Here is a 13263-nt window from a genome sequence, read left to right as displayed (position 1 = left end):
TCGGCTGGGAGCTTAGTTAAGTGCGGAAGCGGTAGTGGTCATCGCGACGCTTTTCGCGTCGACCGGCATGCCCGGCATAAACACTTTCTGCATGCCGTCGACGATCACCCGATCGCCGTTTGCCAACCCTTTCTGCACGATGCGCAATCCTTCGGCCATGCGGCCCACGTCGATGTCGCGGCGCTGTGCCTTACCGTCTTTATCGACGATGTAAACGAACTTGCGGTTTTGGTCGGTCATCACCGCTTTATCGTCGATCAGCATGGCGTTGAACTCGGCGCTGCCGGGCATCTGCACGCGGGCGAACAGCCCCGGCGTGAAGCGACGATCGCGGTTGTCGAGCAGGGCGCGCATGCGGATGGTGCCGGTACCGGCGTTCAGTTGGTTATCGGTGAAATCCACCAGCCCCTGATGCGGGGTGCCGTCTTCACCCACCAGGCCAACTTTCACCGGCAGGCGGGCATCGTGCCGGCCCTGCTGCTGATAGCGCAGGAAGGTGGCTTCATCCACGTCGAAATAGACGTAAACCTTATCGAGCGACACCAGCGTCGTCAGCACGCTGGCGCTGTCGCCAGCGGTGACCAGGTTGCCGGCGGTGATCATCGCGCGGCTGGCGCGTCCATCGATCGGCGCGGTGACGCGAGTAAAGTCGAGATTAAGCTGCGCCATATCGAGCTGAGCCTGCGCCGCCAGCACGTTGCTTTGCGCCTGTGCGGCGGACGAACGACGCTGTTCCCACACCTCTTGCGAGATGGCCTGGGTGCCGATCAGCTTCTCGGTGCGCGAAGATTCGCTGCGCGCCAGGGTTGCCTGATTGCGCGCTCGCACCAGCTCGGCCTGCGCCTGTTCGCGCGCGGCGCGGTAGGTGCGATCGTCAATGGTGAACAGCACCTGGCCTTTCTTCACCTCGTCGCCTTCGGTGTAGTTGACCCGCTCGATGTAGCCGGAAACTCGCGGGCGCAGCTGTACGCTTTGCACTGCTTCGACCCGGCCATTGAACGCATCCCACTGGCTGATCGGTTTGACCACCACGCTGGCGGCGCTGACCACCGGCGGCGGTGGCGGGGCGTTGTGCGCGACGCTGTTGTCACACCCGGCGAGCAGGGCGGCCAGCAGCGCCACCCCGGAGAGCCGCTGGCCCAGAGCGAAGGCGCGCGTGCGGCCGCCGGCGTTGAACGATGAGTTTGGTTGATTTGCCATTATTTTTATTCCGATAAGTAAGCGCTGTCTGGCCCCATACCCAGCCCTGTTTTCCGGGCTTTCCCTTCATGTATGCCTGCGTTCGGCGGAAGGGGCGTTGTGCCTTGTTATGGCCCAACGTTAGGTTTTGAAACATATTGGTGTCACATTAATGTATCAATATCGGTTACATTAATTGGGTGGAGTATAGAGGCGGCTTTCTGGTAAATGCAATAATAAAAATTGCATTTAAAGCGAAACTGTTGCAACGTATGTGCATCGGGCAGAGGGGGACCCTGCCGAATGATGGGAGCATCAGCATGAACACGACGGGTTTCATTACCGATTTGAAGACGTGGATCGACAACAATCTGGAAGAAAAATTGGATATCAACACCGTAGCGGACCGCGCGGGCTACTCCAAATGGCATCTGCAGCGCATGTTCAAGCGCCAGACCGGCTACGCGTTGGGGGAGTATATCCGTATGCAAAAATTGAAGGTGTCGGCGGAGCGTTTGGCCAACAGCGGTGAACCGATTGTCAGCGTGGCGATCTCGCTCGGCTTCGACTCACAGCAGTCGTTCAACCGCAGCTTCAAGCGCCAGTTCGGCCAAACGCCGGGTGACTGGCGCCGTGCGTTGGCGCAGCCAACGTCGGTGAGATGCACGCACCACTGATCGGTTGGGCAGTGGGGATAAAAAAGCCTGAATTTGCGTTCGGGCTTTTTTGTCAGTGACAGGATTCTATCTATTAAAGCTATTCAATAGTTCTATTGAGTTTTTCTATTCTGTGTTTTATTTACAATGCTTCTATTTATCTATTGTAGGGGTTGTATATAATGCTAAGTACGCGTGCTTTTATTCCTTTTATCCCAGACAATACGGAAGGTTTTAAATGCTGGCCTTGTCATCTTTACGACAACACTCTTGTTTGCACTGCTATATGAAGAAGTAATATCTTGATATGTTAGCTTAGATTTACAGCCGATATAAATCTCTTTAAGTACGATGTCAGTGTCAAACTCTTTAAATCTTATGCCGTTACTATCTTCAGGGAAATTACAATTCTTAATTATTAATCTTCTTTCTTTCTCGTAATTCCAGTGGCTAAATTTAGTAGTGAGTATCTTTTTGTTAAATTCTGATTCTTCTATTGTTTTTTTCAATAGGCGTTCGGAAACATATTTGACTTTTTGGAGGAGTTCTTCTTGGATCTCGAACCCGAGACAAACACCTTTGTGATTATCGCCGTAATGGGCCCACTGAACTGGGTTATATTTATCTTCACTAAAGCATATTAACCCATATTCTTCGGATATTTTATTTTTCTCAAAATTTGCAGCATTCCGTACTTTTTTATCACCTAATTCGACACCTAGTAGCTCAAATGGATCATTGACATTTAAAAAGTTTGATATCTTTAATCGTTTATGCTTGAGATTATCAATTCCATACTTTGCTGATGTGAAGTAATAAACAATCATATTTTTATTTATAACCTTATACCGTGTTTTGCGGAAATTTTGAATGGTTGCAGCTTGTTCTTGTCGCTACGTATTGCGGTAATTTATACTAGTTGCGCATGACTCTGTTTGAACACCAATTTTCTATCTGGCGATTAGTATACAATCATAAACAAAAAAGTCTGAGCTTTCGCTCAGGCTTTCTCGTTAGAATATGGCGGTGAGGGAGGGATAGATTCGCTGCGCTCACCCTGCGGGCCGCCGTTGGCGGTCCAAAACGCAAGCGTTTTGTCGAACCCTGTCGAGGGTTCTCACCCTCCCGGTCGGTGCGTTATGCAAACAAAAAAGCCTGAACTTTCGCTCAGGCTTTCTCGTTAGAATATGGCGGTGAGGGAGGGATTCGAACCCTCGATACACTTTCGCGTATACACACTTTCCAGGCGTGCTCCTTCAGCCACTCGGACACCTCACCATATTTTTTTGTTGCGAAATCATCGCTGCAACGGGGCGCTACTATAGGGAGTGGGGCCGATCCGGTCAAGAATAATTTCTGTGTTTTTGTTCGTCCGCTCAAGCCGTGCGCACTTTGCTGAAAACTGCGGCGAACGGCAGGGCAGATGTCATGAAAGGGTGAGAAAATCAGAAGTAGGGCTCGTGGATAACCGGCGGAAATGGGGATCATGATCGCAGAGGCTGGGGAGATGCGCAGTGCACCATGCAAAAAAAAGCCTGGACGCGAATCCAGGCTTTCTCTTTGAATTTTGCGGTGAGAGAGGGCTTGATTCGCTGCGCTCACCCTGCGGGCCGCCGTTGGCGGTCCAAAACGCGGGCGTTTTGTCGAACCCTGTCGAGGCTTCTCACCCCTCTCGGCGGTGAGCCATGCAAAAAAAGCCTGGACGCGAATCCAGGCTTTCTCTTTAAATTTGGCGGTGAGAGAGGGGTTCGAACCCTCGATACACTTTCGCGTATACACACTTTCCAGGCGTGCTCCTTCAGCCACTCAGACACCTCACCGTTTTGTTGTCGATAACGCTTTGCGCTGTCGACGGGCGCTAATGTAGGAGAATCTGATCTCAGCGTCAACCCTCTTATTTCATTCTCATGACTGTTTAGCCAAACTTGCAGCAATTTGCTGATTTACCGAACGATATTCCCACTCGTGGCCACACGTGGGCAGGGTAGACCGCAGTCGGAATCCATAAAAGACGATTGTTTGACCTTTTTCTGTACAGGTAGCTCAATATATCGCCACTGACGTTAGGTTGTCTGCTGTTATATGCATTAATACTGGATTATTAGTCAGATGTGTCGCTAAATGGAATTGTGTCGGCGCGGCGTTTTTGGCAAGGAACATCACAACGCCGCGCAGATTGCCGGGTGACAGGCCGGCGATATCGCAGACAGGGACAGACTCATTACATAATAATGCAGTAGAGGTTCGTTTTGACTCCTTCAGATGCCATGCCGGCGCCGCAAGCGCGCCATGCCATTCCCCCCGGTGCGGGGGCGCTGTTCTTCATCCAGATCTTCGCCACGCTGGGTTTCGCCGTACTCTATTCCACGCTGGTGCTGTACGCCACCAAGCGGCTGGGCTTCAACGAAAGCAGCGCCAACGCCATGATGGGCGTGTTCGGCGCCTTCAACTATGGCCTGCACATGTTCGGCGGCTATCTCGGCGGCCGTTTCCTCAGCAACCGCAACCTGTTCGTGCTCGGCATGGTGCTGCAGGTGATCGGCTGCGCGCTGATTGCCGTCGCGGGCGTGTGGGGGCTGTACTGGGGGCTGGCGATGTTCCTGACCGGCAGCGGCCTTAACGTGACCTGCATTAATATGATGCTGACTCAGCGTTTCAAGCCGGACGATGATCGGCGCGAATCGGCCTTCCTGTGGAACTACGCCGGCATGAACCTCGGGTTCTTCGTCGGCTTTACCGTCGCCGGTTATTTCCAACTGACGGAAAACTACCGCGCGCTGTTCCTGTTTGCCACGCTGGGCAACGCGGCGGCGATTATCGTCGCCGTCTGCCGTTGGCGCATTCTGGCCGATCTCAATACGCCGCTGCACGATGCCAGCCGCAGCCAATACCGTTGGCGCATGCTGGTCGGGCTGGCGGTGTTGGTAGCGCTGGTGCCGATCATCCGTGTGATGCTGACCCACGCCGAGTTCAGCGGCCATTTCGTGATTGTGCTCGGCGCGCTGATCTTCCTGATGCTGTGCGTCGTGACGCTGCGCCACCATCCGCGCGATGAGCGCCGCAGAATGGCGGCTTATCTGATCCTGGCGCTGGGCTCGCTGGTGTTCTGGGCGCTGTACCAGCTGGCGCCGATGGGGCTGATGCTGTTCTCCGAGCACAACATCAATCTGAACGTTTACGGCATTCAGGTGGCGCCGCAGTGGATCCAGAACATCAACACGCTGGTGATCGTGGTGGGCGGCCCGCTGCTGGCCTGGTGGTTCAATCGCCTGCGCGCTCGCGGTTGCAACATCGACATTCCGCTGCAGTTCTCCGGATCGCTGTTCTGTATCGGGCTCGGCATGCTGGTGCTGCCGCTGGGCATCAGCATGGCGGGCGGCGACGGGCTGGTGGCGTTTAAATGGATCGTCATCAGCTATGTGCTGCAAAGCGTTGGCGAATTGATGATCTCGCCGATCGGTTACGCGATGATCGGCAAGCTGGCGCCGCCGCGCTATCAGGGCGTGATGATGGGCTGCTGGATGATGGTGACCGGCGTCGCTTCGGTGTTGGCGGGCTACGTCTCCGGCCTGATGCCGGAAAACAGCGGCAACACGCCGCTGCAAACCAATCCCGGCTACAGCGAAATCTTCAGCGCGCTGGGCTGGGGGGCGACGGGCGTCGGCGTGGCGATGCTGATTCTCATTCCGCTGCTGCGGCGCCTTATCCGGCGCGACGGCCCGTCTGCCGCCTGATTGGCGAGTATGCGCAACAGCCCCACTGGTCGGGGCTGTTTTTATTTTGGGCTTTAACGCTTGCATCCGGCGGCGAATCGCGGAAGGCTGGAGGAAAACCAATAAAAACAAACGGGAGCCCGCAGTATGAACATCATTTATTACCACCCCTTGTTTAACGCCCAGGAATGGCTGGCCGGCATCAAGCAACGCCTACCGCAGGCCGAGATCCGCGAGTGGCAGCGCGGCGACGAGCGGCCAGCCGATTACGCGCTGGTGTGGCGCCCGCCGCACGAAATGCTGGCCAACCGCCGCGATCTGAAAGCGGTGTTCGCCCTCGGCGCCGGCGTCGATGCCATTCTTGATCAGGAGCGCAAACACCCCGGCACGCTGCCCGCCGGCGTGCCGCTGCTGCGGCTGGAGGATACCGGCATGGCGCAGCAGATGCAGGAATATGCGCTGAGCTATGTACTGCGCTATTTCCGCCGTTTCGACGAGTATCAGGCGCTGCAGCAGCGGCAGGAATGGCAGCCGCTCGATCCTCACTCGCTGGATGATTTCACCATCGGCATCCTCGGCGCCGGCGTGCTGGGGCAGAGCGTGGCGCGCAAGCTGACCGAGTTTGGCTTTCGCGTGCGCTGCTGGAGCCGCAGCGCCAAACAGATCGACGGCGTGCAAAGTTTCGCCGGGGAGGCGCAGCGCGCGGCCTTCCTCGACGGCGTCAAACTGCTGATCAACCTGCTGCCCAATACGCCGGAGACCGTCGGCATCCTCAACCGCGAGCTGTTCGCGCAGTTGAGCACGGGCGCCTACCTCATCAACATCGCGCGCGGCGCGCATCTGGTGGAAGCCGATTTGCTGGCGGCGCTCGAGCAGGGGCAGCTGGCCGCCACCACGCTGGACGTGTTCGCTCGCGAGCCGTTGCCGCAGGATCACCCGTTCTGGCGTCATCCGCGTGTCACCATAACCCCGCATATTGCTGCCATCACGTTGCCGCAGCAGGCGATGGATCAGATCGCCGCCAACATCCGCGCGCTGGAGGCGGGGCACACCCCGGCCGGCGTGGTCGACAGGCAGCGGGGTTACTGATCCTTCAGCCGCCGTTCGGTAACTGATAAGCTGTTATCGTCATCGCGCCTGCCCGTACCTTTGCGGGCGGGCCCTCTGGAAGGAGAAACAATGTACCCCGTTGATTTGCACATGCACACCGTCGCCAGCACCCACGCTTACAGCACGCTGCACGATTACATCGCCGAAGCCCAGCAGAAGGGCATCAAGCTGTTCGCCATCACCGATCACGGCCCGGACATGGCCGATGCGCCGCACTACTGGCACTTTATGAACATGCACGTCTGGCCGCGCCGGGTGAACGGCGTGGGCATCTTGCGCGGTATCGAAGCCAACATCAAAAACCTACAGGGCGACATCGACTGCACCGGCCCGATGTTGACCGCCACCGACGTGATCATCGCCGGTTTCCACGAGCCGGTGTTTGCGCCGCAGGATAAAGCGTCCAATACTGAAGCGATGATCGCCGCGATGGCGCAGGGGGACGTGCATATCATCAGCCACCCCGGCAACCCACGTTATCCGATCGACATTCCCGCCGTCGCGGCGGCGGCGGCCAAATACGAGGTGGCGCTGGAGCTGAATAACTCGTCGTTCACCCACTCCCGCAAGGGCAGCGAGGCCAACTGTCGGGCGATCGCCGCCGCCGTGCGCGATGCCGGCGGTTGGTTGGCGCTGGGTTCGGATTCGCACGTTGCCTTTTCGCTGGGCAACTTTGAGCACTGCGAGCGCATCATCGACGAGGTGGGCTTCCCGCAGGAGCGCATTCTCAACGTCAGCCCGCGCCGGCTGCTGGATTTTCTCGAACGGCGCGGCAAGCCGGCGATTGCGGAATTGGCCGATTTGTGACATCGTCCCGGCAAAATTTTCCGTATTGAATAAGGCTTTATCATGAATGAGTTTTCGATTGTCTGCCGCGTGCTGGGTACGCTGTTCTACCGCCAGCCGCAGGATCCGCTGCTGGTGCCGCTGTTTGCGCTGATCAAAGAGGGCAAGCTGCAGCAGCACTGGCCGCTGGAGCAGGATGACCTGCTGAAGCGCCTGCAGCAGGGCTGCGATGTCAACCAACTGGCGACCGACTTCAACGCGATGTTCGTCGGCAGCGAGTGCAGCGTGTCGCCGTTCCGCTCCGACTACGTCGAAGGCGCCAGCGAAGCGGAAGTGCGCACCTTCTTGCAGCAGCGCGGCATGCCGCTGGCGGAGGCACCGGCCGACCATTTCGGCCAGCTGTTGCTGGCGGCGTCCTGGCTGGAAGATCAGTCGCAGGAAGATGAAGCACAGGCGCAGATCGCGCTGTTCGACGAGTTCCTGTTGCCGTGGTGCGGCCGTTTCCTCGGTAAAGTGGAAGCGCACGCCACCACCGGTTTCTACCGCACGCTGGCGCTGATGACTCGTGACGCCATCCAGGCGATGCGCGACGAGCTGGCGGAGTACGAGCAGGACGACGAAGCGGGCGACGAAGAGGCGTAACGCCGCAGCCATCCAGGCGGGCCGCCCGGCCCGCTAAACACAGGTTTGCATCCCCCAGACGTAAATTGACAAAAGATCCCCTAATCTGGCGGTTTACCGTCGGTTCGGCCGCGCCTGCGCGCCGCGTTTTTTCACGCAAGGGGTAGATGATGAAAAGTAACTGGATGCAACAGATTCAAACGTTGATCGGGCAGAAGGCCGGCGCGATGGGCGGGGCGGAAGGCATCGGCAAGCTGCTGGCGCCCACGGCGCTGGGCGGCCTGGTCGGCGTGCTGTTGGCCAACAAGTCCTCGCGCAAGCTGGTGGGCAAGTTCGGCAAGAATGCGCTGATTATCGGTGGCAGCGCGGCGGTGGGCGCAGTGCTGTGGAACAAGTACAAACAGCGGGTGAAAGAGACCCATCAGGACGAACCGCAGTTCGGTTTGCAAACCACGCCGGTGGATCTGCGCGCCAAACGCCTGGTGCAGGCGCTGGTGTTTGCCGCCAAGAGCGACGGCCATATCGATGCCGACGAGCAGCGTGCCATCGATCACAGCCTGGCGCAGTTGCAGGTGGGGGAAGAGGCGCAGGGTTGGGTACAGGAAGCGCTCGATCAGCCGCTCAACCCGGCATTGATCGCCCGCAGCGTGCAAAACGAAGACGAGGCGCTGGAGGTTTATTACCTGAGCTGTCTGGTGATCGACGTCGATCATTTTATGGAGCGCGGCTATCTCGATGCGTTGGCACAGGCGCTGAAGATCCCGGCGGACGTCAAGCAGGGCATCGAGAGCGACGTCAACGAGAAAAAGCGCGAGCTGGCGTAGCGCCGCTTGGCAAGCCGGGGGGAATCGTGTCACTCTTGCCGCAATCTATGTAAGCGGATGATTTAGCAATGATGACCCCACCGAAAGCGGAAAAACGTCCTTATCCCATCACTATCCACGGCGACACGCGCGTGGATGACTACTACTGGCTGCGCGACGACGAGCGCGCAGACCGCCAGGTGCTGGACTACCTGCAGGCGGAGAACGCCTATACCGATGCGATGCTGAAGCCACAGCAGGCGCTGCGTGAAACCCTGTACGAAGAGATGGTGGCGCGTATTCCGCAGCAGGAACATTCGGTGCCTTACGTGCGCCATGGCTATCGCTATCAGACGCGCTACGAGCCGGGCAACGAATACGCGATTTCCGTGCGCCAGCCGCAGGCCGAGAGTGAGCACTGGGAGGTGCTTATTGACGGCAACCAGCGCGCCGAGAATCACGAGTTTTATACCCTGGGCGGGCTGGACGTCAGCCCCGACAACCAGCGGCTGGGGGTGGCGGAGGATTTCCTGTCGCGCCGCCAGTATGACATTCGCTTCAAGAGCCTGGCCGACGGCAGCTGGGCGGACGAAGTGCTGGAAAACACCTCCGGCAGCTTCGAGTGGGCCAACGACTCCTCGACGGTCTACTACGTGCGCAAGCACGCCAAGACGCTGTTGCCGTATCAGGTCTATCGTCACGTGGTGGGCAGCGATCCGCAGCAGGATGAGCTGATTTACGAAGAGCGGGACGATACCTTTTACGTCGGGCTGGAGAAGACCACCTCCGAGCGCTTTATCCTGATCCACCTGAGCAGCACCACCACCTCGGAGATCCTGCTGCTGGATGCCGATCGCGCGGACGCCAAGCCGCAGCTGTTCGTGCCGCGCCGCAAGGATCACGAGTACGCCATCGATCACTATCACCAGCATTTCTATATCCGCTCCAACAAGGACGGCAAGAACTTCGGCCTGTACCAAAGCGAACAGGCGGATGAAGCGCAGTGGCAGACGCTGATCGCCCCGCGCGGCGACGTGATGCTGGAGGGCTTCAGCCTGTTCCGTGATTGGTTGGTGGTCGAAGAGCGCAATGCCGGCCTGACGCTGCTACGCCAGATCCATTGGCAAAGCGGCGAAGAGAAGCGCATCGCCTTCGACGATCCGACTTACACCACCTGGCTGGCGTATAACCCGGATCCGGAGACCGCGCTGCTGCGCTACGGCTATTCGTCGATGACCACCCCGACCACGCTGTACGAGCTGAACATGGACAGCGGCGAGCGGACGATGCTCAAACAGCAGGAAGTGAAGAACTTCACGCCAGAAAACTACCGCAGCGAGCGGGTGTGGGTGAAGGCGCGCGACGGCGTCGAAGTGCCGGTCTCGCTGGTGTATCGCCAGGACAGCTTCCAGCGCGGCACCAACCCGCTGATGGTGTATGGCTACGGATCTTACGGCAGCAGTATGGATCCGGCGTTCAGCGCCAGCCGCCTGAGCCTGCTGGATCGCGGTGTCGTGTTCGCGCTGGCGCACATTCGTGGCGGCGGCGAGCTGGGGCAGCTGTGGTATGAAGACGGCAAACTGTTCAACAAGCAGAACACCTTCAACGACTTTATCGACGTGACCGAAACGCTGGTCGCCCAAGGATACGGCGACGGCAAGCGGGTGTTCGCGATGGGCGGCAGCGCGGGCGGCCTGCTGATGGGCGCGGTGATCAACCAGGCGCCGCAGCTGTTCCACGGCGTGGTGGCGCAGGTGCCGTTCGTCGACGTGGTGACCACCATGCTGGATGAGTCCATTCCGCTGACCACCGGCGAATACGACGAGTGGGGCAACCCGAACGAGCAGGCCTATTACGACTACATCAAGCAGTACAGCCCGTACGATCAGGTGAAAGCGCAGGAGTACCCGCATCTGCTGGTGACCACCGGCCTGCACGATTCGCAGGTGCAGTATTGGGAGCCGGCCAAGTGGGTGGCCAAGCTGCGCGAGCTGAAAACCGACGATCGGCAGCTGCTGCTGTATACCGACATGGATGCCGGCCACGGCGGCAAATCCGGCCGTTTCAAGGCCTATGAGGATATTGCGTTGGAGTACGCCTTCATTCTGGCGCTGGCGGAGTAACGGCATTCGGCGGGCGGCCTGCGCCGCCCGCCGTGTTAGCCGATCAGATAGTATTTCAGAGTGTGCTTCATGTCCGGGCTCAGATCGTCGATGGATTTCAGCATCCAGCGCAGATAGCCAGGATCTTCCTGGGCGATGCGATCAATCTCCTGCCCGCGATACTTGCCGAACTTGAACTTCTTCAGCAGCACCGGCTGTTCGGTGATCTGCACCATTTGCTCCGGCGTCCAGCCCGAATCCTTGATGATGCGTTGCAGCAGCGCGGCGGTGACGTAGCAGTCATACAGCGCGCGGTGCGGGTACAGCGTGGCGTCTGCCGGCAGCTGCACGTCCAGATTCAGCGCGTAGCGCAGATACTGGTTGCCGTACTTGATGTCCGGATACAACGTGCGCGCCAGCTTGAGGGTGCAGATCCAGGCGCCGTTCATCTCCGGCAACACCCCGCGATCAAAGGCGGCGTTGTGCGCCACATAGTAGGGGCTGCCCTGATAGCGGCCGATCGCCACCGCAATGCGCGGTTTGTCTTCCACCATCTGTTCGGTGATGTGATGAATCGCCATCGCGTCGAGGCTGATGGGGCGGTCCGGGCTGACCAGATCGCTCATCGGGTTGGTCAATTGGCCGTCGAGCAGATCGAGGGAGGCCACTTCCACCACGCCGCCGTCCAGCCCGCAGGTCTCGGTATCTATTACGCGTAACGTCATGCTTTCCTCCGCGTTGCCGTCAGGCTTCAGCTTAACCGGCACAGGCGGCCGTGCCAACCGTCGCGGGTCTTGTCGGCGATGACAAGACCAGGGGCGTCATCCGGTGCGGCAACCAAAAGCGCTCCCGTTTCATCCCAGATGGCGCTGCGGCCTGCCGGGATCCAGCCACCGGTTGGCGCTGCATGGTTGGCCATCAGCGTGACCATGCCATAACGCCGGGCATAGCCTGCCAGCGTGGCGCTGTCTTTCGCGTAACCGGCTTCAGATACCAGCACGCCGGCGGCATAAATCTGCGCACCCGCCAGCGCGGCGGCACTTGCGTGGCCGGGTTGCGAGGTGTCGGCGCAGATAGCCAGTGCGATGCGTTGCCGATGTATTTCCAGCAGCGTGCCGCCATTACCGGGCAAGAACCGTTGTTGTTCCGCGCCGTGCAGATGTTGCTTGGTATAGGCGGCCACCGCGCCGTTGGGGTGAAAGATCAAGGCGGCGATATGCAGCGCCTGGCCGCTGCGCAAGGGCGCGCCGACGATGATCGTCATCTGATGCGATTGCGCCGCCGCAGCGAGCGGTTGCAGACGCGGATCGCCCAGCGTCAGCGCCAGTTCGGCAGCATCGGCCAGCTCATAGCCGCTTAGCGACAGTTCGGGAAAAACCAGCAGTTGCACCTGCTGTTCGGCTGCCTGCGCGACAAATTCAAGGTGACGTTCAAGGTTGCAGGCGATATTGGCCGCAGCGGCGGGGTATTGGGCTGCGGCGAGGGTAAAGCAGGGCATTGGCCATCTCTCCAGTGAGGCAATAAAAAACCCGCCTTGGCGGGTTTAATGACGGATGGAAGGACGCTTACTCACCAGACGGATGCGCTTTTTTGGCGCGTTTCTCCGCACGTTTCTCGGCTGGGGTTTTCAACGGCTTCTTCTTCGCATTTTTTTTGCTATCCATTCCCTTACTCATGATGGCCTCTCGTTACCTATGATTGGGTGGCTTGCTCAGCCATTAACCGCCTAAAGCCGACAGGATGCAAGCGACAAAGTGCCAGTAGTGTGTAACTGGCTGTTTGCACGTGAAATTTTGTTTTTGGATGACCGGGTGCTTAAAATAATTATTATGTTATAATATTACACTTTTAGGGTTCGGAGAACGCAATGACAGTGATGACATTACCGGATGCGCAGCAACTGCTGGCCATGCCGGATTCTGATTACATGAACTCGGTTCAACGGGCTTTTTTCCGCCAGCTGCTGCAGGATGAGCGGCAAAAACTGCTGCTGCACATCGATGAGCTGAAGAAGGCGATCGACAGCGGCGAAGCGACGGGCGATGAAGCCGACAAGGCGGCGCGCGAAGAAGAGCTGCGCCTGTTGTTCCGCCAGTTGGATCGCGAAAGCCGCCTGCTGCCGAAAATCGATGCGGCGCTGGCGCGGTTGCAGAACGGCGAGTACGGCTACTGCCGGGAAACCGGCGAACCCATCGGCTTGGCGCGTCTGTTGCTGCGCCCGACGGCGGAGCTGAGCATCGAGGCGAAAACCGCGCAGGAGATGCGCGAGCCGCATATGCGCAAAGGCGGGTAA

Annotated in this window: 12 protein-coding genes, 2 tRNA genes and 1 other RNA gene; 8 read left to right on the top strand and 7 right to left on the bottom strand. The window is 58.6% G+C overall.

The window, feature by feature from the left end:
• Positions 1-12: 12 nt before the first annotated feature.
• Positions 13-1200: a multidrug efflux RND transporter periplasmic adaptor subunit SdeA gene (gene sdeA / locus BVU99_RS18605; RefSeq protein ID WP_043141656.1), complete on the bottom strand. Its 1188-nt coding sequence runs from the start codon at positions 1198-1200 to the stop codon at positions 13-15.
• 299 nt (positions 1201-1499) lie between these two features.
• Between sdeA and BVU99_RS18600 the strand changes: the two genes are divergently transcribed.
• Positions 1500-1856, top strand: coding sequence for a helix-turn-helix domain-containing protein (locus BVU99_RS18600; protein ID WP_025302436.1), 357 nt, complete (start codon positions 1500-1502; stop codon positions 1854-1856).
• A gap of 164 nt (positions 1857-2020) precedes the next feature.
• Here BVU99_RS18600 and BVU99_RS18595 read toward each other — a convergent pair whose 3' ends face one another.
• The 4 genes from BVU99_RS18595 to BVU99_RS18580 form a co-directional block, all read right to left on the bottom strand.
• Entirely contained in the window at positions 2021-2662 is a 642-nt protein-coding gene (locus BVU99_RS18595; RefSeq protein ID WP_071826111.1) for a DUF2971 domain-containing protein, read from the bottom strand.
• Positions 2663-2856: 194 nt separating this feature from the next.
• Positions 2857-2976, bottom strand: a non-coding RNA gene (locus BVU99_RS18590) — RtT sRNA.
• A 47-nt stretch (positions 2977-3023) separates the two neighbouring features.
• Positions 3024-3113: transfer RNA gene (locus BVU99_RS18585), tRNA-Ser, on the bottom strand.
• Between the two features lie 452 nt (positions 3114-3565).
• A tRNA-Ser gene (locus BVU99_RS18580) sits at positions 3566-3655 on the bottom strand.
• Positions 3656-4102: 447 nt separating this feature from the next.
• Between BVU99_RS18580 and BVU99_RS18575 the strand changes: the two genes are divergently transcribed.
• From BVU99_RS18575 to BVU99_RS18550, 6 genes are all read left to right on the top strand, one after another.
• Positions 4103-5569 (top strand): peptide MFS transporter, encoded by a 1467-nt coding sequence (locus BVU99_RS18575; protein WP_049203463.1) that lies wholly within the window; start codon positions 4103-4105, stop codon positions 5567-5569.
• 126 nt (positions 5570-5695) lie between these two features.
• Positions 5696-6637 (top strand): glyoxylate/hydroxypyruvate reductase GhrA, encoded by a 942-nt coding sequence (ghrA, locus tag BVU99_RS18570; protein ID WP_049209419.1) that lies wholly within the window; start codon positions 5696-5698, stop codon positions 6635-6637.
• Positions 6638-6727: 90 nt separating this feature from the next.
• Positions 6728-7465: a phosphatase gene (locus tag BVU99_RS18565; protein ID WP_025302439.1), complete on the top strand. Its 738-nt coding sequence runs from the start codon at positions 6728-6730 to the stop codon at positions 7463-7465.
• 42 nt (positions 7466-7507) lie between these two features.
• Positions 7508-8086: a molecular chaperone gene (locus tag BVU99_RS18560; RefSeq protein ID WP_019455786.1), complete on the top strand. Its 579-nt coding sequence runs from the start codon at positions 7508-7510 to the stop codon at positions 8084-8086.
• 149 nt (positions 8087-8235) lie between these two features.
• Positions 8236-8889 carry a DUF533 domain-containing protein gene (locus BVU99_RS18555; RefSeq protein ID WP_033642711.1) on the top strand — a complete coding sequence of 218 codons (654 nt, stop codon included), beginning with the start codon at positions 8236-8238 and terminating at the stop codon, positions 8887-8889.
• 68 nt (positions 8890-8957) lie between these two features.
• Positions 8958-10991 (top strand): prolyl oligopeptidase family serine peptidase, encoded by a 2034-nt coding sequence (locus tag BVU99_RS18550; RefSeq protein ID WP_089180775.1) that lies wholly within the window; start codon positions 8958-8960, stop codon positions 10989-10991.
• A 35-nt stretch (positions 10992-11026) separates the two neighbouring features.
• On the opposite strand, the gene exoX is transcribed toward BVU99_RS18550, so the two are convergent.
• Both exoX and BVU99_RS18540 read right to left on the bottom strand, forming a co-directional pair.
• The gene (exoX, locus tag BVU99_RS18545; protein WP_025302442.1) at positions 11027-11695 is read right to left on the bottom strand and encodes an exodeoxyribonuclease X; all 669 of its coding nucleotides are present in this window, start codon (positions 11693-11695) and stop codon (positions 11027-11029) included.
• A gap of 26 nt (positions 11696-11721) precedes the next feature.
• Positions 11722-12468: a carbon-nitrogen hydrolase family protein gene (locus BVU99_RS18540; protein WP_025302443.1), complete on the bottom strand. Its 747-nt coding sequence runs from the start codon at positions 12466-12468 to the stop codon at positions 11722-11724.
• A gap of 369 nt (positions 12469-12837) precedes the next feature.
• On the opposite strand from BVU99_RS18540, the gene dksA reads away from it, so the two are divergent.
• The gene (gene dksA, locus BVU99_RS18535) at positions 12838-13263 is read left to right on the top strand and encodes an RNA polymerase-binding protein DksA (RefSeq protein ID WP_043141630.1); all 426 of its coding nucleotides are present in this window, start codon (positions 12838-12840) and stop codon (positions 13261-13263) included.

Origin of the sequence: Serratia sp. OLAL2, from assembly GCF_002752475.1 — a bacterium.
Lineage (GTDB): Bacteria > Pseudomonadota > Gammaproteobacteria > Enterobacterales > Enterobacteriaceae > Serratia > Serratia bockelmannii.
This window is presented reverse-complemented; position numbering and strand designations above follow the sequence as displayed.

Excerpts from the sequence above, each read along its gene's own strand:
- sdeA (WP_043141656.1), bottom strand. The coding sequence starts at position 1,200 with ATGGCAAATCAACCAAACTCATCGTTCAACGCCGGCGGCCGCACGCGC.
- BVU99_RS18600 (WP_025302436.1), top strand. The coding sequence starts at position 1,500 with ATGAACACGACGGGTTTCATTACCGATTTGAAGACGTGGATCGACAAC.
- BVU99_RS18595 (WP_071826111.1), bottom strand. The coding sequence starts at position 2,662 with ATGATTGTTTATTACTTCACATCAGCAAAGTATGGAATTGATAATCTC.
- BVU99_RS18575 (WP_049203463.1), top strand. The coding sequence starts at position 4,103 with ATGCCGGCGCCGCAAGCGCGCCATGCCATTCCCCCCGGTGCGGGGGCG.
- ghrA (WP_049209419.1), top strand. The coding sequence starts at position 5,696 with ATGAACATCATTTATTACCACCCCTTGTTTAACGCCCAGGAATGGCTG.
- BVU99_RS18565 (WP_025302439.1), top strand. The coding sequence starts at position 6,728 with ATGTACCCCGTTGATTTGCACATGCACACCGTCGCCAGCACCCACGCT.
- BVU99_RS18560 (WP_019455786.1), top strand. The coding sequence starts at position 7,508 with ATGAATGAGTTTTCGATTGTCTGCCGCGTGCTGGGTACGCTGTTCTAC.
- BVU99_RS18555 (WP_033642711.1), top strand. The coding sequence starts at position 8,236 with ATGAAAAGTAACTGGATGCAACAGATTCAAACGTTGATCGGGCAGAAG.
- BVU99_RS18550 (WP_089180775.1), top strand. The coding sequence starts at position 8,958 with ATGATGACCCCACCGAAAGCGGAAAAACGTCCTTATCCCATCACTATC.
- exoX (WP_025302442.1), bottom strand. The coding sequence starts at position 11,695 with ATGACGTTACGCGTAATAGATACCGAGACCTGCGGGCTGGACGGCGGC.
- BVU99_RS18540 (WP_025302443.1), bottom strand. The coding sequence starts at position 12,468 with ATGCCCTGCTTTACCCTCGCCGCAGCCCAATACCCCGCCGCTGCGGCC.
- dksA (WP_043141630.1), top strand. The coding sequence starts at position 12,838 with ATGACAGTGATGACATTACCGGATGCGCAGCAACTGCTGGCCATGCCG.